The sequence below is a fragment of the Telluria sp. ZT3P26 genome (assembly GCF_059686035.1).
Genome location: NZ_JCASII010000001.1, coordinates 1,335,196 through 1,360,462, shown reverse-complemented (window position 1 = coordinate 1,360,462; position 25,267 = coordinate 1,335,196). Strand labels below are relative to the sequence as shown.

The window sequence follows — 25,267 nt, the reverse complement described above, 5'->3', positions numbered from 1 at the left end:
GCATCATGGTTTGGCGAGCGATGGGCCGGCACCCGGCGTCGGATCGACGTCGTGCGGGTGGCGGGTCAACGCGTGTTCATCGGGTTTGCGGGTGCGCAGCTTGTCGAGCAGGACATACACGACCGGCGTGGTAAGCAGTGTCAGGAGCTGGCTCGCGACCAGGCCGCCGATGATGGCGATGCCCAGCGGACGGCGCAGTTCGGAGCCTTCGCCGAAGCCGATCGCCAGCGGCAGCGCGCCCAGCGCGGCGGCCAGCGTCGTCATCAGGATCGGGCGGAAGCGCAGCATGCAGGCCTCGCGCACCGCTTCCATTGCGGTGAGACCGCGCGCACGCTCGGCCTCCAGCGCGAAGTCGATGATCAGGATCGCGTTCTTCTTCACGATGCCGATCAAGAGGAACACGCCGATCAGCGCGATGATCGAGAACTCCATCTTGAACATCAATAGCGCCAGCACGGCGCCCACACCGGCCGACGGCAAGGTCGAGAGCACGGTGATCGGATGGATCAGGCTTTCGTACAGGATGCCGAGCACGATATAGATGACAACGATGGCGGCCAGGATCAGCAGCGGCTGCTCCTGGCTCGATGCCTGCGCCGCTGCGGCGGTGCCCTGGAAGCTGCCGCGCACATTGATCGGCATGCCGATGTCGGCTTCGGCCTGTCGCACGGCGGCTTCGCCGTCGGTCAGCGTGAAGCCTTCGTTCAGGTTGTACGACACCGTGGTGGCCAGTTCGCCATCCTGGTGGCTGACCGAGGTGGCGGTCGCGCTTTCGGCGAAGCGGGCGATGGCCGACAACGGCACCATCGTCGCGGCGCTGTCGGCCAGCGCCTGGCCACCGGACGGATCGCGCGCCGCCGTCAGGCTCGCTGTCGCCGATGTCGCCGCGCCCGCAGCGCCGGCGGCAGCTGCCGTACCGGTGCTGGAAGAGACCACGTTCTGGCTCCCGCCAGCGGCCCGCGCCGGCACGTACACGTCTTTCAGCGCCTCGGGTGACTGCGCGTACTTCTGCGCCACGCCCATCACGACGTGGTACTGGTTCAGCTCATCGTAGATGTTCGCCACCTGGCGCTGACCAAAGGCGTTGTACAGCGCATTGGTCACGTCGCGCGTGGTGATGCCCATGCGCGCCGCACTCTCCTTGTCGATCGTGACATAGGTTTCCACGCCGTTTTCGGCCTGGTCGGTGTCGACGTCGACCAGCGCCGGTTGCGCCTTCATCGCCTCGGCCAGTTTGGCCGCCCACTGCTTGAGGTCTTCCGCGTTGTCGCTCTTGAGCGTGTACTGGTAGGTCGAATTGCTCGAACGCCCGCCCATGCGCAAGTCCTGCACCGGGTTGAGGAAGATCGAGATGCCCGTGACCTTGGCCAGTTGCGGACGCAGGCGCGCGATCACGGCCTGCGCCGCGACATCGCGCTCGCTCACGGGTTTCAGGTTGACGAACATGAAGCCGCCACCGGCGCGCCCGCCGCCGGTGAACGCGACGACTGTTTCAACCGCCGGATCCTTGCGGATGATCTCGACCAGCTGGTAAATCTTCTTCTGCATGGCCTGCGACGAGATGCTCTGGTCGGCGCGGATGCCGCCATTCATCTGGCCCGAATCCTGCTGCGGGAAGAAGCCCTTCGGCGCATTGGTGAACAGGTAGATGTTCAGGCCGACCGTAAACAGCAGGATGATCATGACCAGCACCTTGCTGGCCAGCGCCCAGTCGAGCGCATGCTCGTAGACGCGCAGCACGCGGGCGAAGCCGCCTTCGGACCAGCGCGCAAGGCGTCCCGGCTTCTTGTCCTTGTCTTCGGGACGCAGCAGCCAGGCGCACATCATCGGCGTGGTGGTCAGCGAGATCACGAGCGAAATCATGACCGCCGCCGACAGCGTCACGGCAAATTCGCGGAACAGGCGCCCCACCTGCCCGCCCATGAACAGTAGCGGGATGAACACGGCCACCAGCGACAGCGAAATCGACAGCACCGTGAAGCCCACTTCGCGCGCGCCCAGCAATGCCGCGGCCATGCGGTCCATGCCGTTCTCGATATGGCGCGCCGTATTTTCCAGCACCACGATGGCATCGTCGACGACAAAGCCGGCGGCCACCGTCAGCGCCATCAGCGACAGGTTGTTGAGCGAAAAGCCCAGCGCATACATGACGCCGAAGGTGCCCAGCAGCGAGACCACCGTGGCCACCGCGGGAATCACGGTCGCGCGCAGGCTGCGCAGGAACACGCTGACCACCGCTACGACCAGCACGATCGACAGCACAAGCGTGAATTCGATCTCGTGCAGCGAGGCGCGAATTGAATTCGTGCGGTCCGATGCAATCGCCAGCTGGATGTCGCCCGGCAGCTGCGCCTGCAGCGACGGCAGCAGGTCGCGGATGCCGTCGACGGTTTCGATGACGTTCGCGTCAGGCTGGCGCGTGACCAGCACGATGACGGCGGGCCGGCCGTTGAACAGGCCCAGTGTGTAGATGTTTTCCGGGCCGTCGAACACGGTGGCGACGTCGGACAGGCGCACGGCGGCGCCATTGCGCCACGCGACCACGAGATCCTTGTAATCGGCGGCGCTGCGGCCATCGCCGCCGGCCGGCTGCGAATAGATCTGCAGGCGGTTGCCGTTGCCGTCGATCTCGCCCTTGGGGCGGTTCGGATTGGTGGCCTGGATTGCGGCGCGCACGTCCTCGGCCGACACGCCATAGCGGTTCAGCGAATACGGCACCAGCTCGACGCGCACGGCCGGCAGCGAGCCGCCGCCGATTTCGACTTCGCCCACGCCCTTGACCTGCGCCAGGCGCTGCTGCACGAGGTTCGACACCGATTCGAAAATCTCGGCCGGTTCCTTGGTCTTGGAGGTCAGCGCCAGGATCAGCACCGGCGCGTCCGATGGATTGGCCTTGCGATAGGTCGGATTGCTGCGCAGCGTGGCCGGCAGGTCGGCACGCGAGGCGCTGATTGCCGCCTGCACTTCGCGCGCGGCGGAATCGATCTGGCGATTCAGTTCGAACTGCAGGTTGATCCGGGTCGATCCGGTGCCGCTGCTGGACGTCATCTCATTGACGCCGGCAATCGCGCCAAGGCGCCGCTCCAGCGGCGTGGCCACGCTCGAGGCCATCGTATCGGGACTTGCGCCCGGCAGCGACGCCGACACCGAAATGGTCGGGTAGTCAACCTGCGGCAGCGGCGCCACCGGCAGCACGAAGTAGGCGGCGATGCCGGCCAGCGCGATGCCGATGGTCAGCAGGACCGTGGCGATCGGCCGCTCGACGAAGGGGCGCGACAGGTTCATGCGCCCGCCCCCTCGGTCTTGTGCGGTGCCTTGCCGGTCAGGCGGCGCGCGGTACGGTCGAACGCCAGGTAGATGACAGGCGTCGTAAACAACGTCAGCAGCTGGCTCAGGACCAGGCCACCGAACATCGCCAGGCCCAGTGGGCGGCGCAGCTCGGCGCCCTCGCCTGTGCCCAGCATCAGTGGCACGGCGGCGAACAGCGCCGCCAGCGTCGTCATCAGGATCGGGCGGAAGCGCAGCAAGGCTGCCTGGCGGATCGCGTCCAGCGGCGACTTGCCTTCTTCGCGCTCGGCCTCGATCGCGAAGTCGATCATCATGATCGCGTTCTTCTTGACGATGCCGATCAACAGGATCATGCCGATGATGCCGATCACGCCCAGGCCCTGGCCACTGACCCACAGCGCCAGCAGCGCACCCACGCCGGCCGACGGCAGCGTCGACAGGATGGTCAGCGGGTGGATATAACTTTCATACAGCACGCCCAGCACGATGTAGACGCAGACAACGGCCGCCATGATCAGCCACAACTGGTTCGACAGCGACGACTCGTAGGCGCCGGACGCGCCGAGGAACGTCATGCTGACCGACGCCGGCATGCCAAGATCGACGGCAGCGGCGCGGATCGCGGCCACCGCATCGCCCAGCGAGGCACCGGCCGCCGTATCGAAACCGACCGTGGCCGCCGGGTACTGCGCCACGTGGATCACCTGCAGTGGCGCCTGGCGTTCGCTGATCGTGGCCACTGCCGACAACGGCGTCGACTGGCCGGAGCCGGTGCGCAGTTGCAGCCGGCCCAGCGCGGCAATCGACATCGCCTTGTCCTTCTGCGCCTCGAGAATCACGCGGTACTGGTTGGTCTCGGTGAAGATGGTCGAGACGATGCGCTGGCCGTAGGCGCTGTAGAGCGCATCGTCAATCGACGCGGCCGTGATCGACAGGCGCGAGGCCGTGTCGCGGTCGATGTCGATGAAGGCGGCAGCGCCGGTCGCACCGGCATCGGTGACGGCCGTGCGCAGCTCGGGCAAGGTGCCGATTTTCGTGGTGAGCTTGCGCGCCCATTCATTGACCAAATCAGTGTCGGCGCCTTCGACCGAGAAACGGTACTGGGTCGGGCCGCTTTCGGCGTCGATCGTCAGATCCTGGGTCGGCTGCAGGAACAGCTGCAGGCCCGCCACATTCGCCACGCGCTCGCGCAGACGCGCCATGGTCTCGGCCTGGTCGCCACGATCGGCTTTCAGGTTGATCAGCATGGTGCCGGTATGAAGCATCGTGTTGTTGGCCGCGTCGACGCCGACGTACGACGCGACCGACTCGACCGCCTCGTCCTGCATGATGCGGCGCGCCGCTTCCTGCTGCAGCTTGGCCATGTCGGTGTACGAGATCGACTGGCGTGCCTGCACGCGCGCCTGCAGCTGGCCGGTGTCCTGGGTGGGGAACAGGCCTTTCGGAATGATCGTCCACATGACGGCGGTCAGCACCACGGTGGCCAGCGCGACGAGCAGCGTCAGGCCCTGGCGCTTCAGCACCCAGCCCAGCATCACGTCGTAGCGCGCAATCACGCGGTCAAAGAACGCCTGGAACTTGACGGCGAAGCGGCCCGGTTTTTCGTTTTCGTGGCTGCGCAGCCAGCGCCCGGCCATCATCGGCACGAGCGTGAGCGAGACGACGCCCGAGATCAGGATCGTGATGGCCAGCGTGACGGCAAATTCGCGGAACAGACGCCCCACCACGTCGCCCATGAACAGCAGCGGAATCAGCACGGCGATCAGCGAGACGGTCAGCGAAATGATCGTGAAGCCGATCTGCGTGGCGCCCTTGATCGCGGCGGCCATCGGGGCCTCGCCTTTTTCGATATAGCGCGCGATGTTCTCGATCATGACGATCGCATCGTCGACGACAAAGCCGGTGGCAATCGTCAGCGCCATCAGCGACAGGTTGTTCAGGCTGTAGCCAAGCAGGTACATGACGCCGAAGCTGCCGATCAGCGAGATTGGCACGGCCAGGCTGGCAATCACGGTTGCGCGCAGGTCGTGCAGGAACGCGAAGATCACCAGCACGACCATGATCACGGCCAGCACCAGCTCGATCTGCACGTGCTTGACCGAGGCGCGGATGCCGGTGGTGCGGTCGCTCAGCACATCCATGCGCAGCGCGCTGGGCAAGCCGGCCTGCAGTTCCGGCAGGCGTTCCTTGATTGCGTCGACCGTGGCGATGACGTTCGCGCCCGGCTGGCGCTGCACGTTCAGGATGATGGCCGGCTTCATATTGGCCCAGGCGCCCAGGCGCACGTTCTCGGCGCTGTCGACAACCTTGGCCACCTCGAGCAGCTTGACCGGCGCACCGTTGCGGTAGGCGACGATCAGGTTCTGGTAATCGGGCACCGTGACCAGCTGGTCGTTGGCATTGATCGCGTACGAGCGCGTCGGGCCGTCGAAGCTGCCCTTGGCGCTGTTGGCATTGGCGGCGGTGATCGCGGTGCGCAGCGTGTCGAGGCCCAGGCCATACGACGCGAGGGCGGCGGTATCGGCCTGGATGCGCACGGCGGGGCGCTGGCCGCCGGACAGCGACACCTGGCCCACGCCGGAGACCTGGCTGATCTTCAGGGCCAGGCGCGTGTTGACGAGGTTCTGGACTTCGGTCAGCGGCAGCGTGTCGGACGTGATCGCGAGCGTGAGCACCGGCGCGTCGGCCGGGTTGACTTTCGCGTAGACGGGCGGCGCCGGCAGGTCGGTCGGCAGCAGCGAACCGCCGGCATTGATCGCGGCCTGCACTTCCTGCTCGGCCACGTCGAGTGTCTCGCCCAGCGCAAACTGCAGCGTGACCATCGACACGCCGGCGGCGCTGGTGGAACTCATGCGGGTCAGGCCGGCCATCTGGCCGAACTGGCGTTCGAGCGGTGCGGTGACCGTGCGCGCCATGACTTCGGGACTGGCGCCCGGGTACAACGTCTGCACCTGGATGGTCGGGAAGTCGACCTGCGGCAGCGCAGCCAGCGGCAGGAAGCGGTAGCCGACCAGGCCCGAGAGCACGATCGCCAGCATCAGTAATGCGGTGGCGACCGGGCGCTGGATAAAGGGGGTGGAAGGACTCACGCGTTGCTCCCGCTGCCGTCGTGGGCGCGGGCCAGGCGCAGGCTGGCTGCTGGCATACCACCGTCGTTCCCGCGAAGGCGGGAACCCAAGTTCGTGGCGCCGTCGACGCGGCATGCGCTTCTGGCGACGCTGGCACCCTTGGGTTCCCGCCTGCGCGGGAACGACGTGCCTTGGCTGCGGGCCAGGCGCAGGCTGGCGCCGTGCACGAGATTCCCAACCATCATCGCTGCGCTCCCTGCGCCGGCCGGCCTGCGCCTTCGCGCCCGCCCGCCCCCGCGCCACGCCCGCCGCCCGGCTTGTCGCCCGGCAGCACGACGCTGGCGCCATCGCGCAGGCGGTCGGCGCCTTCGGTAATCACCTGCTCGCCGGCTTTCAGGCCGCTGGCGATCTGCACCTTGTCCACGGTCGCCTGGCCGCGCTTGACGATGCGCAGCGACACGGTGCGCTTGGCGGGGTCGAGCACGTAGACGAAGTCGCCGTCGGTACCGTGGCGCAGCGCCGTGACCGGCACCTGCACGGCGTTCTGGATCGTGTTGACCGTCAGGCGCAGGTTGACGAACTGGCTCGGGAACAGCTTGCCATCGGTATTGGTAAAGCGGGCCTTGGCGCGCACGGTGCCGGTCGACGTATCGACCTGGTTGTCCAGCGCGATGAAGCTGCCCGTGGCCAGCGCGTCAGTGCGGGTGCGGTCCAGCGCGGTGGCCGGCAGCTTCGCGCCTTGCGTGATGCGCTGCTGCAGCACCGGCAAGCCATCCTGCGGCACCGCGAATTCGACGTCGATCGGGGCCAGTTGGGTGATCACGGCGATGCCGGCGGTGTCGCCGCTGCCTACCAGGTTGCCCACGTCGACCGTGCGCAGGCCGACGCGTCCGCCGATCGGTGCGCGCACCGTGGCGTAATCGAGATTGAGCTGGGCCGTGCCTTCGGCGGCGCGGTCGATCGTCGCCGTGCCTTCGAGCTGCTTGACCAGCGCGGCCTGCGTATCGACTTCCTGGCGCGCGATCGAATCCTGTTCGAGCAGCGTCTGGAAGCGCTTGAGCGTGACGCGCGCGCTGTCGAGCTGCGCTTCGTCGCGCTGACGCTGGCCCCGCGCCTGCAGCAGCGCCATCTGGAACGGGCGCGGGTCGATCGTCGCGAGCACCTGCCCCGGCTTGACCAGCTCACCCTCGGTAAAGTGGATCTTCTGGACAACGCCCGAGACTTGCGGGCGCACCGTCACGATCGCGGCCGGCACCACGGTGCCCAGCGCTTCGAGCGTGACGGGAATGTCTGCCAGGGTCGCCGTCGCAACGCCAACCGTCGTTGCCGGTCCACCCCGACCACCCCCGGGGCCACGCCCCCCGCCGCCACCACCGCCAGGCCCGCCGGCAGACATGCCAGGGCCGCCCGGCCCGCCCGGGCCGCCCGGCGCCGGGTTGATCAGCGTCCAGGCCAGGTAACCCAGGGCGGCCATCGACAGCACGGCAATCGTGCCGCCAATGAGACGGGTGCGCCGGGTACGCGGCGGGCGGCTGGTGGCGGGAGGGATCGGAGAATGCTGGTCCATGCTTGTCCTTGTCGATTTTTTTTGTCAATGCGCGCTACGCACTACTACTCACGGCGACTGTAGCATGCGAATTTCACATGGAATGTTTCGTAACGTACATAGAATAAGGAGCGAACCGGCCTTGAAACGCCGCCACGCAACCTCACTTAACGCCGATTTACACGGTTAGCCCCAGAATGACGGCAGTAAACGGCAACGGGCGCGACACCAAGGTGTTGCGCCCGTCCCGCCTTTGTCTCAATCAGTTACAAAGTCGCTACATGTGCAGCATGCACGCGCTGCCGTGCGTCACCAGTTGCCACAGAAGCAGTGCGTGACGGCGGCAAACGGTTTGCGCTCGGTCGTCAGTTCCGACAGGAACGCCATGTCGCCAGCGACCTGGTTCACCGGCCCGGCAGGAATCGCGTTTTCGATCAGGCCCAGCTTGACCTGGATCGTCATCGCCTGGACTGCCGAGGCGCCCGCCATCTGCAAGAAACGCTCAACGCGCGTGACTGGCCGCTCGACGTACACGACGCGGTAATCCTTGCCCAGCTTGGCGCGGCCGGCAGCCGAGGCCAGCGCATCGTTGTAGCCGCCCAGGCGATCGACCAGGCCGCGCTCCTTGGCCTGGACACCGGTCCAGACACGCCCCTGCCCCACTTCGTCGATCTTGGCCGGCGTGGTCTTGCGCGCCGCTGCTGCCTTGGTGGTGAAGTCGCTGTAGACGTTGTTGATGCTCGACTGGACCAGCTGCTCGAAGCGCGGATCAAGTGGACGCAGCGGGTTGTACGCGTCGGCCAGCCAGGTGGTGGTCACGCCATCGGTGTGGATGCCCAGCTTGGCGGCGACCTTGTCGGCCGTGGGCAGCAACGCGAACACGCCGATCGAACCGGTGATGGTGGCCGGGTCGGCAATCACTTCGTCGGACGCCATCGAGATCCAGTAGCCGCCGGAGGCCGCCACGCTGCCCATCGACACGACCACCGGCTTGCCGGCGGCGCGCGTCAGTTCCAGCTCGCGCCGGATCAGTTCCGAACCGTAGGCGCTGCCGCCCGGCGAATCGACGCGCAGCACGAGCGCCTTGATATTGTCGTCCTCGCGCGCCTGGCGAATCAGGTTGGCCATGCTGCGCCCGCCGATCACGCCGGGGCCGCCGTCGCCGTCGGTGATCGAGCCGGATGCCACCACCACGCCGACTGCATCGCCGAACTGCTTCTGCGGATGGCGTGACAGGTAGTCATAGAAGCCGATCTGGCGGAACGACTTGATGTCGTCGTCGGCCACGCCGCGCTTGATCATCAGGTCGCGCAGTTCGTCGCGGGTTTTCAGGCCATCGACCAGCTTTGCCTGCAACGCCACCTTTGCAGCGCTGCCGCCGGCATTTTCCATGCGCTCGGGGAGCGATTCGATCATGCCCGCGATTGCGCCATCGGGCAGCTTGCGGTTCTTCTCGACCAGGCCCGTATAGCCGGACCACAGCGCGTTGTACAGATACGCATCGGCTTCGCGCGCGGCATCGGACGGGCCATTGGCGATATACGGTTCGGCGGCGCTCTTGTAGGTGCCGACCTTGATCAGGTTGACCGTGACGCCGACCTTGTCGAGCGCATCGCGGTAATAGTTGCGGCGCCCGCCGAAGCCTTCGATCATGACCATGCCCATCGGATGGACATAGACTTCGCTGGCATGCGAGGCGACCAGGTAACGCTTCTGGTCGTAGCTGCCGCTCCAGGCGACGACCGTCTTGCCGCTCTTCTTGACGCGGTCGACCGCCGCGCCGAACTCGCGCAGCATGGCCATGCCGCCGCCCTGCATCTCGTCGAGCAGCAGCACGACGCTCGAGATGTTCGGATCGCGCGCGGCAGCGTCGAGCACGACGATGACGTCGCGCAGGCGCACCGTGCGCTTGGAATCGCCGCCGACATTGTCGAGCACCGTGTCGCGCAGCGTGGTTTCATACTGCTCGACCAGGTCGCCCCGGATCTCGAGCACCAGCGCCGTCTTGTTCGAGAGCGGCTTGACGCCGCCACTGAAGAACAGCGAGACCACGATGATCACGATCAGCAGGAACAGCAGGTTGACGAAGGTGCGGCGGGTCACGTCGAGCGCGGTCCACAGCATGACGAACCCGCGCCGCAGGGCGCTCAGGGGCTTGAAGGCCATCGAAACTCCATAAAAGATTACTGCAAAGGTTAAGCGGACTGCATGGAAGGACGGCCGCCTGTGCGCAGGGAAATCGCGTACAGCCCCGCGAACACCAGCATGCCGTTGATCATCAAGAGTTCCAGCCCGAGCCGGTACGAGCCGAGCAGATACGCCTGATTGTACTCAAGGATCGCGCACAGGACCGGCGCACCGATCGTGACCAGCGGTACAAGGCGGTTGCGCGGCACGCGCGCCGTAAACATGCCGAACGCGAACAGGCCAAGCAGCGGACCGTAGGTGTACGCCGCGAGCTTGAGGATCACGCCGATCATGCTGGGATTGTCGGCGGCCTTGAAGCCCATCACGAGCAGCAGGAACAGGAACGCATAGCCGAGGTGCACGCGGCGGCGCAGGCCCTCGGCCTGAGTTTGGGTCAAATCCTTCCTGCGTTTGATGCCCAGCAGGTCGATGCAGGTCGACGAGGTCAGCGCCGTGATCGCGCCATCGGCGCTTGGAAACAGCGCCGAGATCAGCGCGATCAGGAAGATGATCTGCAGCGCGGGCGGCAGGTGGCCCATGACCACAGCCGGGAAGATCTTGTCGCCGGTGGCCGTCACGCCCACGGTCGGCGCATACAGGTACAGCAGGCCGCCCAGGAACAGGAACGACAGCAGCACGACCACCAGCACGGCCGTCAGCGCCAGCAGGTTCTTTTGCGAGTCGGCCAGCGTCTTGACCGAGATGGTCTTCTGCATCATTTCCTGGTCCATGCCGGTCATCGTGATGGTGATCAGCGCGCCGGCCACGATCTGCTTGAGCCAGAAATTCGGGCTGTTCAGGTCTGTCGTGAAGACGCTCGCCAGGCCGCTCGAGCGCATCTGCTCCAGGCTGTCCGGCACCGACAGGTTCAGTTCACCCAGCAGGAACCAGGCGCACGCGAACAGGCCGAACAGCATGCCGGTCGTTTGCAGCGTGTCGGTCCAGACGATGGTCTTGACGCCGCCCTGGTAGGTGTAAAGCAGGATCATGCCCAGCACGACCAGTGTGCTGAGCCAGAACGGCACGCCCAGGCTGTCGAGGATGACCGCCTGCAGGATGTTGACCACCAGGTACAGGCGCGCCGTGGCGCCCAGCAGGCGCGAGATGATGAAGAACCCGGCCCCGCTCTGGTAGGCGCGCCGGCCGAGGCGCACGTCGAGGTAGTGGTAGATGGACGTCAGCTGCAGCCGGTAGTACAGCGGCAGCAGCAGCCAGGTGACGACGAGGTAGCCGATCACGTAGCCGATCAGGATCTGCGCATAGCCGAAGCCATCGACCCCGACCGCGCCCGGCACGCTGACGAAGGTCACGCCCGAGAGCGTGGTGCCGACCATGCCGAAGGCGACCAGCACCCAGTTGCTGCTCTTGTTACCGATGAAGAAGCTGTCGTTATTGGCGCCGCGCGAGGTGGCCCAGGCTACGGCCAGCAGCAAGGCGAAGTAGCCGATGAGGATGCAAAACAGGAGTAACGGGGACATGAAAAGCCAGGGATGATCGTTTTGCCCAGCAATATACACTGCCGGGCAAGCGGCGTTCAAACCTCTTCGCTGCGTACGCGCCGGAACGGGCCGATACAGGTCTGCATGGTCTGGTCAGCGCACATCAGGAAAATTGTGCGTGACGGATGGAACTGGATGAAGTTGATGACCTGGGCGCCCGGCTTCATGACGTTGCCCGAACAATCGGGCTTGCCGTTGTCCTTCACGATCCGGTCTTGCAGCCGGTAGAAGCCCTGCTTGTCGGGCTGCGCAGAAATGGTATAGACGCTTTCCGAGATCTCGGCGGCGCTGGTGACGAACGTGGTGCCGTCCGCGCGAAAGCGGTATGTCTCGGCACATTCGGTGCCCGGCACGGTGAGCCGCCAGATACCGAGGATCGGATGACCGGCGGCGACATCCGCCGGCGCAGCGGCCAGCGCAGGCGCGCCGAGGCAGGACAGCAGCAACAGGACGGCAGGTGCGCGCATGGGTGACTCCATCAAGCGACAACGCCTGCCCGAAAACCGGACAGGCGTCGTGATTATGGCATCGCCCGTAGGGGCGCGGCGCGCGATCAGCTGTTGTCGGAACCGGCCTTCGGCTTGGCCGGACGACGGCTGCGTGGCGCGGCCTTGCGCGCCGGACGGCCGCCCTTGGTGCGCGCCGGCGTGGCGTCTTCTGCATCCGCCTCCGCTTCTGGCTCAGGCGCGACCTCGTCCTGCGCCGCAGCAGCAGCCTGTGCTTCGGCTTCAGCTGCCGCAGCGGCTTCAGCTGCAGCCTGCTCCGCCAGCTTCTTGGCCGACGGCTTGCGTGGCGCGCGGCGACGTTCCTTCTCGACCGGCGCCGGCGCTGCTTCCATCTCCACCGGCTCGGCGTCGCTCACGACCAGCGTGGGCTGCGATGCCGGTTCGTCGAAGGTCTCGTCCTGGACTTCCGGCGCGTAGGCGACCGGCTCCAGCAGCGCAGGCACATTCGACGCATCGTTGCGGTTGCCACCCTTGCGTCCGCCAGCGCCGCGGCCGCGACGGCCGTCGGTCCGGGCCGGCTGCGCTGCGGGTTGTGCTGCCGGCTCTTCGTACGCTTCTTCCAGTGGTTCCGCCTCGACAGCGACCGGCTCCGGCAGCACCTGTACGTTTGGCGCGTCGTTGCGGTTACCACCCTTGCGGCCACCGCGGCCACGGCCACGGCGGCCATCGTTCTTGACCGCCTCGTCATTGCCCTCGACCGGCGCTGCCGCATCGAGCATGTCCTGTACCACGGCGTCCGGCGCCTGCGTGCCGTCCTGCTGGGCTTCCTGCCCCGCCGCTACATTGCCCGCATGCGCGCTGCGGAAGACATAGGTGCCGGATTTTTCGTCGCGGCCGAATTCGAACAGGCCGCGCGTCTGCGCTTCTTCGAGCAGGTTGCCGAAAGTGCGGAAGCCGTAATAGGTTTCCGAGAAATCGGGACGGCGGCGCTTGAGCGTGTCCTTCAGCAGCGAGGCCCAGATTTTGCCGGTGTCGCCGCGCTCGGACGTGAGCGCGTCGAACGTCTCGACCACCATGTCGAGCGCCTGCACCTTGCGCGCTTCGAGTTCTTCCTTGCGCTTGTCGTCGCCGACATTCGTGTTGGTGTTGTTGCTGGCGTTCGAGCGGCGCGGTTGCGGCGCGGCCTTGCGCTCGTCGCGCTTGGCGGCGGTGCGGCGTTGTTCGCGCACCAGATCATCGTAAAAGATGAATTCGTCGCAGTTCGCCACCAGCAGGTCGGAGGTCGACTGCTTGACGCCGACGCCGATCACCTGCTTGTTATTTTCACGCAGCTTCGAGACCAGCGGGGAGAAGTCCGAGTCGCCGCTGATGATGACGAAGGTGTTGACGTGCGACTTCGTGTAGCACAGGTCGAGTGCATCGACGACGAGGCGGATGTCGGCCGAATTCTTGCCCGACTGGCGCACGTGCGGGATCTCGATCAGCTCGAAGTTCGCTTCGTGCATCGCCGCCTTGAAGCCCTTGTAGCGGTCCCAGTCGCAGTACGACTTCTTGACCACGATGCTGCCCTTGAGCAGCAGGCGTTCCAGCACCGGCTTGATGTCGAATTTTTCGTAATTGGCGTCGCGAACGCCCAGTGCGACGTTTTCAAAGTCGCAGAACACCGCCATGCTGATGTTGTCGGAAGAAGAGGCCATGAGTTGTTTTTTCTGTAGTGATAGGGCAAACGTATGGCGATTATACGCACGCCCTTCCGTTTCGCGCCGTATGACATTGCCTGGCGGCCAGTTTCAGCGATTGCGTGTGGCGCGTGGGCAGCATCGGCCAAGGTTCTTTATGCTATGCCATCCGATTCACTCCAAGGAGCTCAACACATGACCGCAACCACCAACCGCCGCATCGTTCTCGTCTCGCACCCGAAAGGCAAGCCAACTGCAGAGAACTTCCGCATCGAGGATGCGCCGATCCCGACGCCGGGCGACGGCGAACTGCTGCTTGAAACGCTGTTCCTGTCGCTCGACCCGTACATGCGCACGCGCATGAACGGCACCGCCACCTACGCCGCCGCCCTGGAGCTGGGCGACGTGATGGTCGGCGGGACCGTCGCCCGCGTCAAGCAGTCGAACCACCCGGACTGGAAAGAAGGCGACATCGTCGTGGCCTACTCCGGCTGGCAGTCGTTTGCCATCTCGGATGGCAGCAACCTGCGCCGCGTCGATCCGGACAGCGCGCCTGTGTCCACCGCCGTCGGCGTGCTCGGCATGCCAGGCTTCACGGCGTATGCCGGCCTGCTCGAAATCGGCCAGCCGAAGGCCGGTGAAACCGTCGTCGTGGCAGCCGCCAGCGGCGCTGTCGGCTCGGTCGTCGGCCAGATCGCCCGCATCAAAGGCGCGCGCGCCGTGGGCATCGCTGGCGGGCCCGAGAAATGCGCGTTCATCAAGGACGAGCTGAAATTCGACGCCGTCGTCGACCACCGCGCACTGGACTTCGCCGAGCAGCTGGCCAAGGCCTGCCCGGACGGCATCGACGTGTATTTCGAGAACGTCGGTGGCCAGGTGCTCGAAGCCGTCAAGCCACTGCTGAACAACTTCGCGCGCATTCCCGTGTGCGGCCTGGTGTCGCATTACAACGATGCGGGCGCGGGCGCCTCGATCGACCTGAGCCTCACGCTGTTCAAGAGCCTGACCGTACGCGGCTTCCTGCAGAACGAGTTTGTCGAGCGGCTCGAGCCGACCTTCCTGAAAGAAGCCGCAGGCTGGATCAAGGATGGGTCGCTGCGCTACCGTGAAGACATCATCGAGGGGCTGGACAAGGCGCCCGAAGCGTTCATTGGCCTACTCGATGGCAAGAATTTCGGCAAGCTGGTGGTGCGCGTCGCCGAATAATGACACGCCACGCATGACGCCTGGCACGGCGCAGTCCACGTCCAGCAGGACTGCGCCGCCCGGTTTTAGCCCGTCATCCGTCAAATGTGGCCTATAATTATTTAACCTTTGCAACCGCTAGTCGAACATCGATGCTGCCCAACAACCTGTTCGAGTCTGTCTTCAACCGATCGCCCTTCGGGCATTACCTGCTTTCCCCGACACCGGAAGCAACCATCCTCGCCGTCAACGATGCGTTCCTGAAAGCGTCGGCGCGCACGCGCACAGAATTGGTGGGACTCAGCCTGTTCACGGCATTTCCCGGCAATCCGGCCGACCCCGCGGATTCCGGCGAGGTGCTTCTGCGCGACTCGCTGGCGCGGGTGCGCGCCAGCAGCCGCCCCGACACCCTGCCCGCCATCCGCTATCCGATTCCGGTTCTGCTGCCCAATGGCGAGACGGGCTTCGAAGAACGCTTCTGGACCGCGACCAGCACACCGATCTTCGGCACCGATGGTGAACTGGTCTGCATTTCACACAGCAATATCGACGTCACCGACCAGGTCAACTCCGAAGCCGCCGTGCGCGAAAGCGAGAAACGCTTTCGGGCGCTGACCAATGCAACGGCCGACGTCATCTACCGCATGAGCGCCGACTGGTCCGAGATGCGCCGCCTCGAAGGACGCGGCTTCATGAAGGACACGGACTCCCCCACGGGCAACTGGCTCGACGACTACATTCCGCCTGACGACCATGCGCTGGTCCAGGCCGGGATCGCGCGTGCGATGCAGGGCGGCGCGGTGCTCGAACTGGAGCACCGGGTCTGGCGCAGCGACGGCAGTTGCGGCTGGACGCTGTCGCGCGCCGTGCCGATGTTCGACGCGACTGGTGCACTCTATGAATGGATCGGCGCGGCCAGCGATATCAGCGAGCGCAAGGCGTGGGAAGACAAGCTGCGCGAGGCCGACCGCCGCAAGGACGAATTTCTCGCGATGCTGTCGCACGAGCTGCGCAACCCGCTCGCGCCAATCGGCGCGGCGGCCGAACTGCTGCAGCGCGCGAAGCTCGACGATGGCATGCTCAAGCGCACCAGCCAGATCATCGGGCGCCAGGTAAAACACATGACGGCGCTGATCGACGACCTGCTCGACGTCTCGCGCGTCACGCGCGGCCTGGTGGAACTCGACCAGACCGTGCTGGATGTGGGCGCCGTGCTGCACGAAGCGGTCGAACAGGTCACGCCGCTGATCGAAGCGCGCGGCCATGCGCTGACGCTGACGCTGCCCCCGCCCGGCACGCAGGTGCTGGGCGACCGCAAGCGCCTGGTCCAGGTGGTGGCCAACCTGCTGGGCAACGCCGCCAAGTACACACCCGAAGGCGGTCGCCTCGCCGTGAGCGCTTTCGGGCGCGACGGCCAGCTGTGCATCGATGTCCTCGACAACGGGATCGGCATGGCGCCCGAGCTGGTGGCGCGCGCCTTCGACCTGTTCACGCAGGCCGAGCGCAGTTCGGACCGCTCATCGGGCGGCCTCGGGCTGGGCCTGGCGCTGGTGAAAAGCCTGATCGAGCTGCATGGCGGCGAGGTCGCCTGCGACAGCGCCGGGCCAGGCCAGGGCAGCCGCTTCTCGGTCTGCCTGCCGCTGCTGCATGCGCCTGAAGCGGCGGCGCCGGTACCCGATGCGCAATCGGCCGCCGGTCCGGCGCCACTGCGCGTGCTGGTGGTCGACGACAATGTCGACGCCGCCGTCACGCTGGCGATGCTGCTGGAAGCAAATGGCCACGAGGTGCAGGTCGAACACGATCCGCTCGTCGCGCTGGCCGCCACGCTGGACACGCCCCCGCAGGTCTGCCTGCTCGATATCGGCCTGCCCGGCATCGACGGCCTGGAACTGGCGCGCCGCCTGCGCGCCCGCCCCGGCACCGCCGACGCGCTGCTGATCGCCATCACCGGCTATGGCCAGGACAGCGACCGCCAGAAGATCCTGCAGGCCGGGTTCGACCATCACCTGGTCAAGCCGATCGATATCGCGCAGCTGTACACGTTGCTGGACGGTGTCGGCTAGCGCACTACCGCGATCAGATCGCTTACTAAACATAAGGTGTTCCGCAATCGCATACCGGAGCTTTAGGGTTCATAGCTTGTCACAACACAGTGAGACGCAACATCCACGATCTACCCCTCCGACTGTCCTGTATCGACCCTGACCGGTCTTTACAGCGACGCTATCGGGACGTCGATGTATGGACGAAGTCGAAATCTTGCTTTAACAGGGCGTACACGTGTTGATCGACGAAAACACCGTTGAGATATTCTTCCTGTCGTAAGATTCCCTCATGCATAAATCCTAATTTCTCGGCAACCCGCATGCTGGGCGCGTTTCCTTTAGCACATCGCAATTCGATCCTGTTCAGACTGAGCGGCCCAAAACAGAATCCGAGGACTGTACGCACCGCTGCAGTGACTATGCCTCTGCCAGCAAACCGATGATCGATAAAGTATCCAATCTTCGCCTTGAGATCATTTCTGTCGATGTCTTTGACGCGTATTGATCCGCACAATGCTCCTTCAACGAAAAGGTGCCACTCAAAAATTTCACCCTTAGAGGCGCATTCCACAGCAGAGCAAAGGTGGTCATTGGCAGACTCGACCGAAGATAAATTTGCGACAGCAGGCAGAAAGGCTACCAGGTGCTCGATGTTCGTCCGCACCAACGATGCAAGAGCAACTGCGTGCTCGACTGCAACCGGAATGATGGAAACGCCTGAGGAAGTTTGGAGTGGTTGAGGTTGCACGGCGTCCTTATTTGATAAATTGTGCTGTGGTTCGAACGTCGGCTTTTGGCCGAGTTCGTCAGTTGGCTTCAGCCTGGAAACTTGTCGGACTGGAGAGTCACCGATTGTCTTGAGATGCAGATGTTGCCCTCATAGCTGGTTTATGGGCAGATAAGTGACCAGTATTTACGTTGCCGTTTGAAACTCAGTCGCACCATTGCTGCTCGCAAGGAATGCCATCGCGATCACCGTCCATATCAGGAACGTTGCATTTTTCCTGGTGAAATAGCGCATCGGTACAAGATGCCATTTTCGAACACGAGTTCTTCTCTGGCTTGCACTGAAACTCTGGTTGTGACTTGAGTGCATCCCTCGCCGAAACGATCTTGTATACGCTCGCGGAGATTGTGCTATTCGGATGAGAGAGTCGAACATAGCCTACATAACCAAGCATAAGCAGAAGTGCCAGGCCCGCTATTGCAGATAAAAATGCTTCGGCAGAACTTTGCGTGGATAACCTGGTGCCGACGAGCTCAGCACTAGCGGCCCGGAATCGACCTTTTTCATCTCGCCGGATTTCATAGGTGATCAAGCTCCCCAAAAGTGGACGACTTCCCCCCTTGCGAAATGCAGATATGTGCAAGAACATCCGCGCGCTTTCCCCGTTCTGCACTACGAAACCAAAACCGCGTTCATCATTCCACTCGATGATTCTTCCTTGAAGTCGCATGTGTATAAGCCAAATTGAAGAAATAAGTCCATTCCGATCCCGGTGCCAAACATTATCGTCCAGTGTATGACTTGATCGTTGGGTGCAGGACTTTATTGTTCGTCCGCATCGGCTGAAGGCCGCCGCATGCTGCGGCCTGGAGCCTGCGATAATGCCCCCTTTGAACCACCGATCCGGCACCAACACCATGCAAGCCAAAGCCCACTACCTGCAACTGCGCCCACACGACGCCCTGCCCGACCTGACCCACCTGGCGCCATTCATGGCGATCGTCGTCATCGATGACGACAGCGACGAGATGTGGCGCTGGGACGTGGCGCGCTGGCTGGTCGCATCGGGCTGCCGCAGCATGCTGGCCTGGGGCAAGGAATGCGAAAGCTGGCACGACGCCGTCGAGGATGCCGCGCTCGAAGCGTTCGACTACGACGACATTCCGCCCGAGCAGATCGTGACGGTGTCCCAGCATGCCGACGAAGATCTCGACGAGGTGTTCTGGTTTGCGCGCCACCGTGCCAGCCATCCGGCGCTGCGCCTGAGCACGGCAGTCATCCTGCACGTGGCGCTGCGCGGCCGGCCGGACGAACTGCTGGCGCAGCTGGCCGAGGCCTGAGCGCGCCTGCGGTGCCACTGTTATAGCCGGGCCAGCGTTTCCGGGTCGGCCTGGCCGTCGAAGTATTTGTCGATGCAGGCCTGGAACACGGCTTCGTCGGGCGCCACGTCGGCGAACAGCGTCATCGACGAATGAAATTTCAGTTCGTCCGGATGGCTGAAGATGGCGCCGGCCGAATCGGTGGCGAGTGCGGCGACGATGCCGGCGCACTCGCGCAGGCGTTTTCCCAGCACCGGATGCGCCAGATACGCGGCCGCTTCGTCGCCGGACGCCATCGCATACCGCTGCGCCATGGCGCTCGTGCCCAGGCCGGCGATCTGCGGGAACACGAACCACATCCAGTGCGTGCGCTTGTGGCCGGCGCGCAGCTCGGTCAGCACCGCGGCGTACACCGGATCCTGCGCCTGCACAAAACGGTCGAGATCGAATTGATTGTCCATGGTGGCCTCCCTTGTCTCCGGAATCCTACAACGTCGCCGTTGTTTGCTAAAGTGCCGCACAATGAATGCTGACCATTTAGCCCTCCTGCTGGTTCGAGAAATGCCCTACGGTAAATACAAGGGCCGCAAGATTGCCGATATACCCGGCCACTATCTCGGCTGGCTTGCGCGCGAGGGGTTCCCACGCGGCGAGCTGGGCCAGTTGCTGGCCCTGATGTACGAGCTCGATCACAACGACTTGCGCGGCTTGCTCGATCCGCTGCGGACTCCGTCAAGCCGGCGCGGGTAATTGATACTTTCTGGCAATAAATGTGACATACCGCCGATGCGGATCGGTATAATCGGACATTCATTGACGAGTTCATCATGCCGAACGAACAAGCATCACCGCCACTGGTCCTGGTTGTCGAAGACGATGACCACATCGCGCAGGTATTACGTTTCATGCTCGAGCGCCAGGGCTACCGTGTCACCCACCTGGCCGACGGCCGCGCCGCGAGCGCACACATCGCTGCCGCCGCCGAGGCACCGGCCCTGATCCTGCTTGACGTGATGCTGCCCTACCTGGACGGCTTCGAGCTGGTTGCGCTGGTGCGTGCAAGGCCCGACTGGCATGCGGTGCCGATCCTGATGCTCACGGCAAAAAACACCGAACGCGACACGGTGCGCGCGCTCGACGCCGGCGCCAACGATTTCGTCAGCAAGCCCTTCGAGCCCAACGCCTTGCTGGCGCGCGTGCGGCGCCTGATCCAGGTCCAGGGCGCCTGACCGGACCGAAGCGTACGCACCGATTCGGACGCTTGACTTAAAATCAAGTCATGTCCCGTTCGCTCCCACTCCTGTTTGTTCTTTCGCTGTCGACCACCCCCGCGCTTGCTGCCACCCTGCAGCTGTGTCCGGGCCCGCTGGTCGTCTCCCCTGGCGCCATCACCGCGCAGACCACCGCGCGCGACGGCACGATCCTGCATGCCATCGTCACCGAAGAACCCGGCAAGCAGCAGGCCAATTGCCGCGTGCTGCCGCTGCCGACGGCCGTCATGGGCGTGCAGGCGCTGCACTTCCTGCCGCCGGACGCCAGCCCCGGCAAGACCATCCTGCTGCGCGGGATCGAAGCCGACAAGGGCAAGTCGTTCAGCGTCAGCGAACACACGCTGGTCAGCGACCAGCCCGCGCCGCGGCCCCAGGCCCCGATGCCGTTCGGTGCCAGCCTGCTGGGCGCGATGCAGGCGCGCACCCATGGCGACACGGCGCGCGTCAATGCCGACATCAAGGACGGGCGCCTGTACCTGACCTGCCGCGCCGGCGCCAAACCGGCCGGCGTCACACTGCTCGGCCCGTGGTTCATGCCACGCGCACGCGCCGTGCTGCAGGCGGCGCATTCCGGCGACGGCCGCTTTGCACTGCAAGCGACCAGCGGCGCGCCGGGCAAGCCGGACCAGGCATTCGATCTGGGCAGCCTGGACGCCGGGCAACCCGTGCAGACGGCGCGCTTCGACCTGCCCGAACAACTGGATCGAGCCCATTGGCGCGCGCTGTCGCTGGCCTGCCCGCAAGGCGCCGCGAAACTCACGGTCGCCGCGCTGACGCTCCAGCCTGCCGGTGACACGGATGCGGCTGGCGCGCCACGCGCGACCTGGACCTGGAGCCCGAACGAATGGCGCGAACGTGGCGCCGCGCTGCTGGACTGGGCAGTCCAGCAAAAGATCGGCACGGTCTTCATCACGGTCCCGCTGCGGGACGGCAGTGTCGACGACGCGGCGCAACTGGGCGCATTCCTGCGTCAGGCCGGTAGCCGCGGCATCGCGGTCAGCGCGATGGAAGGCGACCCCGAAATGGTGCTGCCTGCAGCCCAGGGCGCGGCCATCGCACGCCTGCGCGCCTACGCCGCCTACAACGCAGCGGCCGCCGACGGGGCGCGCCTGAAGGGTGTCCAGTATCACATCGAACCGTACCTGGTCCCGGCCCACGTGCTGCCCCAGGCGCAGCGCGACCGGCGTTACCTCGAACTGGCGGCAAAACTGCGCCAGGCGGCCGGTCCGCTGACGCTGGACTTCGTGGTACCCCACTGGTGGGCCGACAAAAAGGCACTGCTGGGCGGACTGGCGAAGTATGCCGATATCCTGACGGTCAAGAGCCCGCGGACCAATCCGGCGCAGATCTATCGCCTGGCGGTGCCGTTCCTGGATTGGGGCGTCGAGCATGGCAAGACCGTGCGCGTGGCGCTCGATGCAGGCCCGATCGGCGCCGGTGTCCAGCGCCGCTATGAACGGCGTCCACCCGGCGCGCGCGGCGACCTGCTCGTGTTCACACTGGGGGGCCAGAAGATCCTGCTGTTGCAGCAGGTGCCGGCGGCGCACGAACAGGCGCAGGCCTACGCACTGGCTGCAAGTCAGGAGATCGATGCCGCCGACGCCAGCTTCCACGCCGACAAGGGCGCGCTGATGCGCTTGCTGCCGCAGCTCGAACGCACGTTCGGGGCCTGGGAAAGTTTCGGCGGCATGGCCTTGCACGACCTGCGCTGAACCAGGGTCAGGCCAGCGGCAACTCCACCGTAAACCGCGTTCCCGCGCCGGTCCGGGTTTCGAATCCGATCGACCCGCCGTGCTCTTCGACGATCGCCTTGCTGATGGAGAGGCCCAGGCCCGAGCCGCTGCGCTGGCGCGAGTCGGCAGCGTCGGCCTGCGCGAAGCGTTCGAACACGCGGCTCTGGAAGGCCGGCGGGATGCCGGGGCCTTCATCGGTCACGCTCAGGCGCGCCCAGCCCGGGCGCTGCGCGAGGCCCAGCGTGATGTCCTTGCCGGCCGGCGTGAACTTGATCGCGTTCGACACCAGGTTGGTCAGCACCTGCACCATGCGGTCGTGGTCGATCTCGGCCTGGACCCACTCGGCGCCCGGCGGCATGTCGAGGCGCAGCGTCACGCCCGCCTGGCGGGCCTGACCTTCCATCGCATCGGCCACGTGATGCATCAGCGGCGCGAGCAGCTGGGCGGTGCGCTGGTACTCCATGTGGCCCGCTTCGATCTTCTGGATGTCGAGCAGGTCGTTCACCATCCGCATCAGGCGATCGCAGCTCTGGCTGGCGATCGCGACCAGCCTGGCGGCGTCGGGCGGCAGGTTGCCGGCCATCCCGCCGTCGAGCATCGACAGCGACGCGTGGATCGACGTCAGCGGCGTGCGCAGCTCGTGCGAGACGGTCGAGACGAATTCGTTCTTCATGCGCTCGACCTTCTTGCGCTCGGAAATATCGTGCAGGAAGATCGAGAAGAACGCGTCCTCGCCCCCGCCGGCCAGCGTCACCGTGCTCTCGACCGTGAACTCGAATCCCTGGCGGTTGATCACGGTGCGCTCCATGCGGCGGGCCAGCATGAACTGGCCGTTCTGGCGGAACGACTGCAAGGCCTTGCCGATGCTGTCGCGGTAGCGCTCGGGCAGGATCATTTCTGCCAGCGGCCAGCCCACGGCCTCATGCCTGGTCCAGCCGAACATGCGCTCGGCGGCCGGGTTCCAGTCCACGATCATGCCGCGCAGGTCGACCGCGATGAACGCATCCTGCGCCGCTTCGACGATGGCGATGATGCGGCCCTCGCTGGCGCGCACCGCGACCAGCGCGCGTTCCAGTTCTCGGGTGCGGCGGTCGACCCGCTGCTCCAGCGTGTCGTTCAGGGTCTGCAGGTCGGCGCGGCGCTGCACCAGCGCCGTCACCAGCGCATTGAGCGCGCCCGACAACTGGTGCACTTCGGTGTAGCTGCTGCCGGCCGGCACCAGTTCATGCGTGTCGCCGCGGCGCAGGCCGTCGGCCGAACTGGCCAGCGCCGCCAGCGGGCGCGTAATCCGGCGCGCCAGCAGCCAGCCGCCCAGCGAGAACAGCAGCGCCAGCGCGGCGCCGCTCCACAGGGCGCGTGACCGCAATTGCCGCACCGGCGCGTAGGCATCCTGGATATCCTGGCGCACCAGAACATGCCACCCAAGGCCAGGGTAGTCGCCCACGGCCTTGGTCGACGCGTAACCGACCAGATACTCATGCCCATCCGGCCAGTGCTCAACTGCATACCCGGTGCGCCCTGCGCGCGCCGCGTTCAGGCTGCCCAGCTTCACGGTCGTGTCGAGCAGGTCTTGTGGCCCGAGCAGCACGACGCCTTCGGCGCTGACGATCAGCGCCTGCACCTTGTTGCGGGTCTGGACCGGCGCGATGATCGAGCGCTCGACGTCGCGCGCCCATTCCCACGACAGGTGCGTGCCCATCACGCCGGCCGGCTGGCCGTCGGCACCGAGGAAGGGAAAAGCGACATCGACGAAGCGGCGCGGCTCGCCCTGCTGTACCGGCAGCAGCTTGGCCAGAAGCACCGCCTCGTGCACGTCACCGACATACTTGCCCGCCAGTGCATTGCTGAACCAGGGCCGCTTGGCGACGTTTTTGCCTTCGAGCAGACCGCGCGCCTCGACCAGCACATTACCGTCGAGGTCAGCCAGGCCAATCCATTCGTAGAATCCATAGGTAGACTGCATGTCGGCCAGGATACGGCGGCGTTCGGCCTGGCTGGTCGCCGGCGAAATCAGGTCGTTACGGCGCGCCATCAGGCGTACTTCACGGAACCGTTCGTACAGGCCGCGATCGAGCTTGTCAGCAGTCTGCATTGCCATCTCGCCCAGGCCCGCGCCGATGCTGCTCTTGACCTGCGCGGTCGCCGAGCGTTCGACCACTTCAACCAGCAAGAGCGTGAGAATGCCGCTCATCAACGTAAACGCGAGGGCAAGCCGGGCGCCAAGGCCGCGCGGAGTCAGGCGGTGCCAGAAAGATTGGGTGTTCTGCATGGAAGACATGACTGTGTCGATTCTCCAAGCGTAGCATGCAGCTGATGGCTCAGGGCAATACTACACTTGGTAGACTACCGAGAGTTACACGAAAAACCCGCGTGATTACCCGATCTGCTTAAATGTGTTGTGAGGCCGCCTTGTCAGACTGTAGCCGCAGGTCGCGGTGTTGCAGCGGCGGCCGGGGTGATTCCGCACGGCCACGCCGGATTTCCGATAAACTTGCGCCTTACAAGTCTATCGTCATCGATTGGAAACACCGTCATGCAAGCCGCCGCCATTCCCGCCAACGTCCCGCCCGCCCTGCTCGACTACGCCACCTCGTGTGCGCTGCCGACGCCGTGGGCCGAGTTCACGCTGCATGCCTGGGTCGAACCAGCCACCGGCAAGGAACACCTGGCGATGGCGCTGGGTGACCTGGGCAACGGCGAGCCGGTGCTGGCGCGCGTGCATTCCGAATGCCTCACCGGCGACGTGATGTTCTCGCAGCGCTGCGATTGCGGCGCCCAGCTCGAAGGCGCGCTGCGCCGCATCGCCGATGAAGGCCGCGGCATCGTGCTGTACCTGCGCCAGGAAGGCCGTGGCATTGGCCTGGTCAACAAGATCCGCGCCTACCGCCTGCAGGAAGCCGGCGCCGACACCGTCGAAGCCAATCTGCAGCTGGGCTTTCACGCCGACGCCCGCAACTACGAACTGTGCCGCCCGATGCTGGCGCAGTTCGGCATCAAGGCCGTGCGCCTGATGACCAACAACCCGCGCAAGATCGACGCCCTCACCCGCCTGGGCATCACGGTCACCGAGCGCGTGCCGCTGCTGGTCAACCGCAATGCGCACAACAACAGCTACCTCAATACCAAGCAGGCCAAGCTGGGCCACATGATGGCGCCCATGACGTCCGTCGAGCAGGGCGAGCCAGTGGCGCCGGCTGCGGTCACGCCGTTTGCCTAGCCAATGGCGCGCTAACGCGCGCAAGCCTGGCCGCTGCGATGGCAAGATAGCGGTTTC

Annotated in this window: 18 protein-coding genes; 7 read left to right on the top strand and 11 right to left on the bottom strand. The window is 65.2% G+C overall.

Translation table 11 applies throughout. From position 1 onward, the window contains the following. Positions 1-3 precede the first annotated feature (3 nt). The 7 genes from AC56LN_RS06005 to AC56LN_RS05975 form a co-directional block, all read right to left on the bottom strand. Positions 4-3,285, bottom strand: a complete 3,282-nt coding sequence (locus tag AC56LN_RS06005) for an efflux RND transporter permease subunit (RefSeq protein ID WP_499570413.1) — start codon at positions 3,283-3,285, stop codon at positions 4-6. Then, positions 3,282-6,377, bottom strand: coding sequence for an efflux RND transporter permease subunit (locus tag AC56LN_RS06000; protein ID WP_499570411.1), 3,096 nt, complete (start codon positions 6,375-6,377; stop codon positions 3,282-3,284). The genes AC56LN_RS06005 and AC56LN_RS06000 overlap by 4 nt, the downstream gene beginning before the upstream one ends. A 220-nt stretch (positions 6,378-6,597) precedes the next feature. Further along, positions 6,598-7,923, bottom strand: coding sequence for an efflux RND transporter periplasmic adaptor subunit (locus AC56LN_RS05995; RefSeq protein WP_499570410.1), 1,326 nt, complete (start codon positions 7,921-7,923; stop codon positions 6,598-6,600). A 288-nt stretch (positions 7,924-8,211) separates the two neighbouring features. Further along, positions 8,212-10,068 carry a signal peptide peptidase SppA gene (gene sppA, locus AC56LN_RS05990; RefSeq protein WP_499570408.1) on the bottom strand — a complete coding sequence of 619 codons (1,857 nt, stop codon included), beginning with the start codon at positions 10,066-10,068 and terminating at the stop codon, positions 8,212-8,214. 29 nt (positions 10,069-10,097) lie between these two features. Continuing rightward, a complete protein-coding gene (locus AC56LN_RS05985) occupies positions 10,098-11,567 on the bottom strand; it encodes a sodium:solute symporter (protein ID WP_499570406.1) in 1,470 nt (489 codons plus the stop codon). Between the two features lie 56 nt (positions 11,568-11,623). Next, a complete protein-coding gene (locus tag AC56LN_RS05980; RefSeq protein ID WP_499570405.1) occupies positions 11,624-12,055 on the bottom strand; it encodes a hypothetical protein in 432 nt (143 codons plus the stop codon). 86 nt (positions 12,056-12,141) lie between these two features. Beyond that, a complete protein-coding gene (locus AC56LN_RS05975) occupies positions 12,142-13,731 on the bottom strand; it encodes an NYN domain-containing protein (RefSeq protein WP_499570404.1) in 1,590 nt (529 codons plus the stop codon). Positions 13,732-13,908: 177 nt separating this feature from the next. On the opposite strand from AC56LN_RS05975, the gene curA reads away from it, so the two are divergent. Both curA and AC56LN_RS05965 read left to right on the top strand, forming a co-directional pair. Continuing rightward, the gene (gene curA / locus AC56LN_RS05970) at positions 13,909-14,919 is read left to right on the top strand and encodes an NADPH-dependent curcumin/dihydrocurcumin reductase (RefSeq protein ID WP_499570403.1); all 1,011 of its coding nucleotides are present in this window, start codon (positions 13,909-13,911) and stop codon (positions 14,917-14,919) included. Positions 14,920-15,050: 131 nt separating this feature from the next. Beyond that, a complete protein-coding gene (locus AC56LN_RS05965) occupies positions 15,051-16,961 on the top strand; it encodes a PAS domain-containing hybrid sensor histidine kinase/response regulator (protein ID WP_499570402.1) in 1,911 nt (636 codons plus the stop codon). A gap of 160 nt (positions 16,962-17,121) precedes the next feature. Here AC56LN_RS05965 and AC56LN_RS05960 read toward each other — a convergent pair whose 3' ends face one another. Both AC56LN_RS05960 and AC56LN_RS05955 read right to left on the bottom strand, forming a co-directional pair. Continuing rightward, positions 17,122-17,691, bottom strand: coding sequence for a GNAT family N-acetyltransferase (locus tag AC56LN_RS05960; RefSeq protein WP_499570401.1), 570 nt, complete (start codon positions 17,689-17,691; stop codon positions 17,122-17,124). A gap of 184 nt (positions 17,692-17,875) precedes the next feature. After that, the gene (locus tag AC56LN_RS05955) at positions 17,876-18,400 is read right to left on the bottom strand and encodes a cold shock domain-containing protein (RefSeq protein ID WP_499570400.1); all 525 of its coding nucleotides are present in this window, start codon (positions 18,398-18,400) and stop codon (positions 17,876-17,878) included. Between the two features lie 187 nt (positions 18,401-18,587). On the opposite strand from AC56LN_RS05955, the gene AC56LN_RS05950 reads away from it, so the two are divergent. Continuing rightward, a complete protein-coding gene (locus tag AC56LN_RS05950; RefSeq protein WP_499570398.1) occupies positions 18,588-19,010 on the top strand; it encodes a DUF7684 family protein in 423 nt (140 codons plus the stop codon). Between the two features lie 20 nt (positions 19,011-19,030). Here the strand turns inward: AC56LN_RS05950 and AC56LN_RS05945 are convergent, their stop codons facing one another. Next, on the bottom strand, positions 19,031-19,450 hold the full coding sequence (locus AC56LN_RS05945) for a DUF1810 domain-containing protein (protein ID WP_499570397.1): 420 nt from the start codon (positions 19,448-19,450) through the stop codon (positions 19,031-19,033). 61 nt (positions 19,451-19,511) lie between these two features. Here AC56LN_RS05945 and AC56LN_RS05940 point away from each other — a divergent pair, with 61 nt between their 5' ends. From AC56LN_RS05940 to AC56LN_RS05930, 3 genes are all read left to right on the top strand, one after another. Beyond that, positions 19,512-19,739 carry a DUF3820 family protein gene (locus tag AC56LN_RS05940; RefSeq protein WP_499570395.1) on the top strand — a complete coding sequence of 76 codons (228 nt, stop codon included), beginning with the start codon at positions 19,512-19,514 and terminating at the stop codon, positions 19,737-19,739. Between the two features lie 77 nt (positions 19,740-19,816). Continuing rightward, complete coding sequence (locus AC56LN_RS05935; protein ID WP_499570394.1) at positions 19,817-20,218, top strand: response regulator transcription factor; 402 nt, start codon at positions 19,817-19,819, stop codon at positions 20,216-20,218. Positions 20,219-20,268: 50 nt separating this feature from the next. Beyond that, complete coding sequence (locus AC56LN_RS05930) at positions 20,269-21,972, top strand: hypothetical protein (RefSeq protein ID WP_499570393.1); 1,704 nt, start codon at positions 20,269-20,271, stop codon at positions 21,970-21,972. A 7-nt stretch (positions 21,973-21,979) separates the two neighbouring features. Here AC56LN_RS05930 and AC56LN_RS05925 read toward each other — a convergent pair whose 3' ends face one another. Beyond that, positions 21,980-24,271, bottom strand: coding sequence for an ATP-binding protein (locus AC56LN_RS05925; protein WP_499570391.1), 2,292 nt, complete (start codon positions 24,269-24,271; stop codon positions 21,980-21,982). 255 nt (positions 24,272-24,526) lie between these two features. Between AC56LN_RS05925 and ribA the strand changes: the two genes are divergently transcribed. Further along, entirely contained in the window at positions 24,527-25,210 is a 684-nt protein-coding gene (gene ribA / locus AC56LN_RS05920) for a GTP cyclohydrolase II (protein ID WP_499570390.1), read from the top strand. Positions 25,211-25,267 lie beyond the last annotated feature (57 nt).

Coding starts and splice junctions, on each gene's coding strand:
- AC56LN_RS06005 (WP_499570413.1), bottom strand. CDS start 3,285: ATGAACCTGTCGCGCCCCTTCGTCGAGCGGCCGATCGCCACGGTCCTG.
- AC56LN_RS05995 (WP_499570410.1), bottom strand. CDS start 7,923: ATGGACCAGCATTCTCCGATCCCTCCCGCCACCAGCCGCCCGCCGCGT.
- sppA (WP_499570408.1), bottom strand. CDS start 10,068: ATGGCCTTCAAGCCCCTGAGCGCCCTGCGGCGCGGGTTCGTCATGCTG.
- AC56LN_RS05985 (WP_499570406.1), bottom strand. CDS start 11,567: ATGTCCCCGTTACTCCTGTTTTGCATCCTCATCGGCTACTTCGCCTTG.
- AC56LN_RS05980 (WP_499570405.1), bottom strand. CDS start 12,055: ATGCGCGCACCTGCCGTCCTGTTGCTGCTGTCCTGCCTCGGCGCGCCT.
- AC56LN_RS05975 (WP_499570404.1), bottom strand. CDS start 13,731: ATGGCCTCTTCTTCCGACAACATCAGCATGGCGGTGTTCTGCGACTTT.
- curA (WP_499570403.1), top strand. CDS start 13,909: ATGACCGCAACCACCAACCGCCGCATCGTTCTCGTCTCGCACCCGAAA.
- AC56LN_RS05965 (WP_499570402.1), top strand. CDS start 15,051: ATGCTGCCCAACAACCTGTTCGAGTCTGTCTTCAACCGATCGCCCTTC.
- AC56LN_RS05955 (WP_499570400.1), bottom strand. CDS start 18,400: ATGCGACTTCAAGGAAGAATCATCGAGTGGAATGATGAACGCGGTTTT.
- AC56LN_RS05950 (WP_499570398.1), top strand. CDS start 18,588: ATGCAAGCCAAAGCCCACTACCTGCAACTGCGCCCACACGACGCCCTG.
- AC56LN_RS05945 (WP_499570397.1), bottom strand. CDS start 19,450: ATGGACAATCAATTCGATCTCGACCGTTTTGTGCAGGCGCAGGATCCG.
- AC56LN_RS05940 (WP_499570395.1), top strand. CDS start 19,512: ATGAATGCTGACCATTTAGCCCTCCTGCTGGTTCGAGAAATGCCCTAC.
- AC56LN_RS05935 (WP_499570394.1), top strand. CDS start 19,817: ATGCCGAACGAACAAGCATCACCGCCACTGGTCCTGGTTGTCGAAGAC.
- AC56LN_RS05930 (WP_499570393.1), top strand. CDS start 20,269: ATGTCCCGTTCGCTCCCACTCCTGTTTGTTCTTTCGCTGTCGACCACC.
- AC56LN_RS05925 (WP_499570391.1), bottom strand. CDS start 24,271: ATGTCTTCCATGCAGAACACCCAATCTTTCTGGCACCGCCTGACTCCG.
- ribA (WP_499570390.1), top strand. CDS start 24,527: ATGCAAGCCGCCGCCATTCCCGCCAACGTCCCGCCCGCCCTGCTCGAC.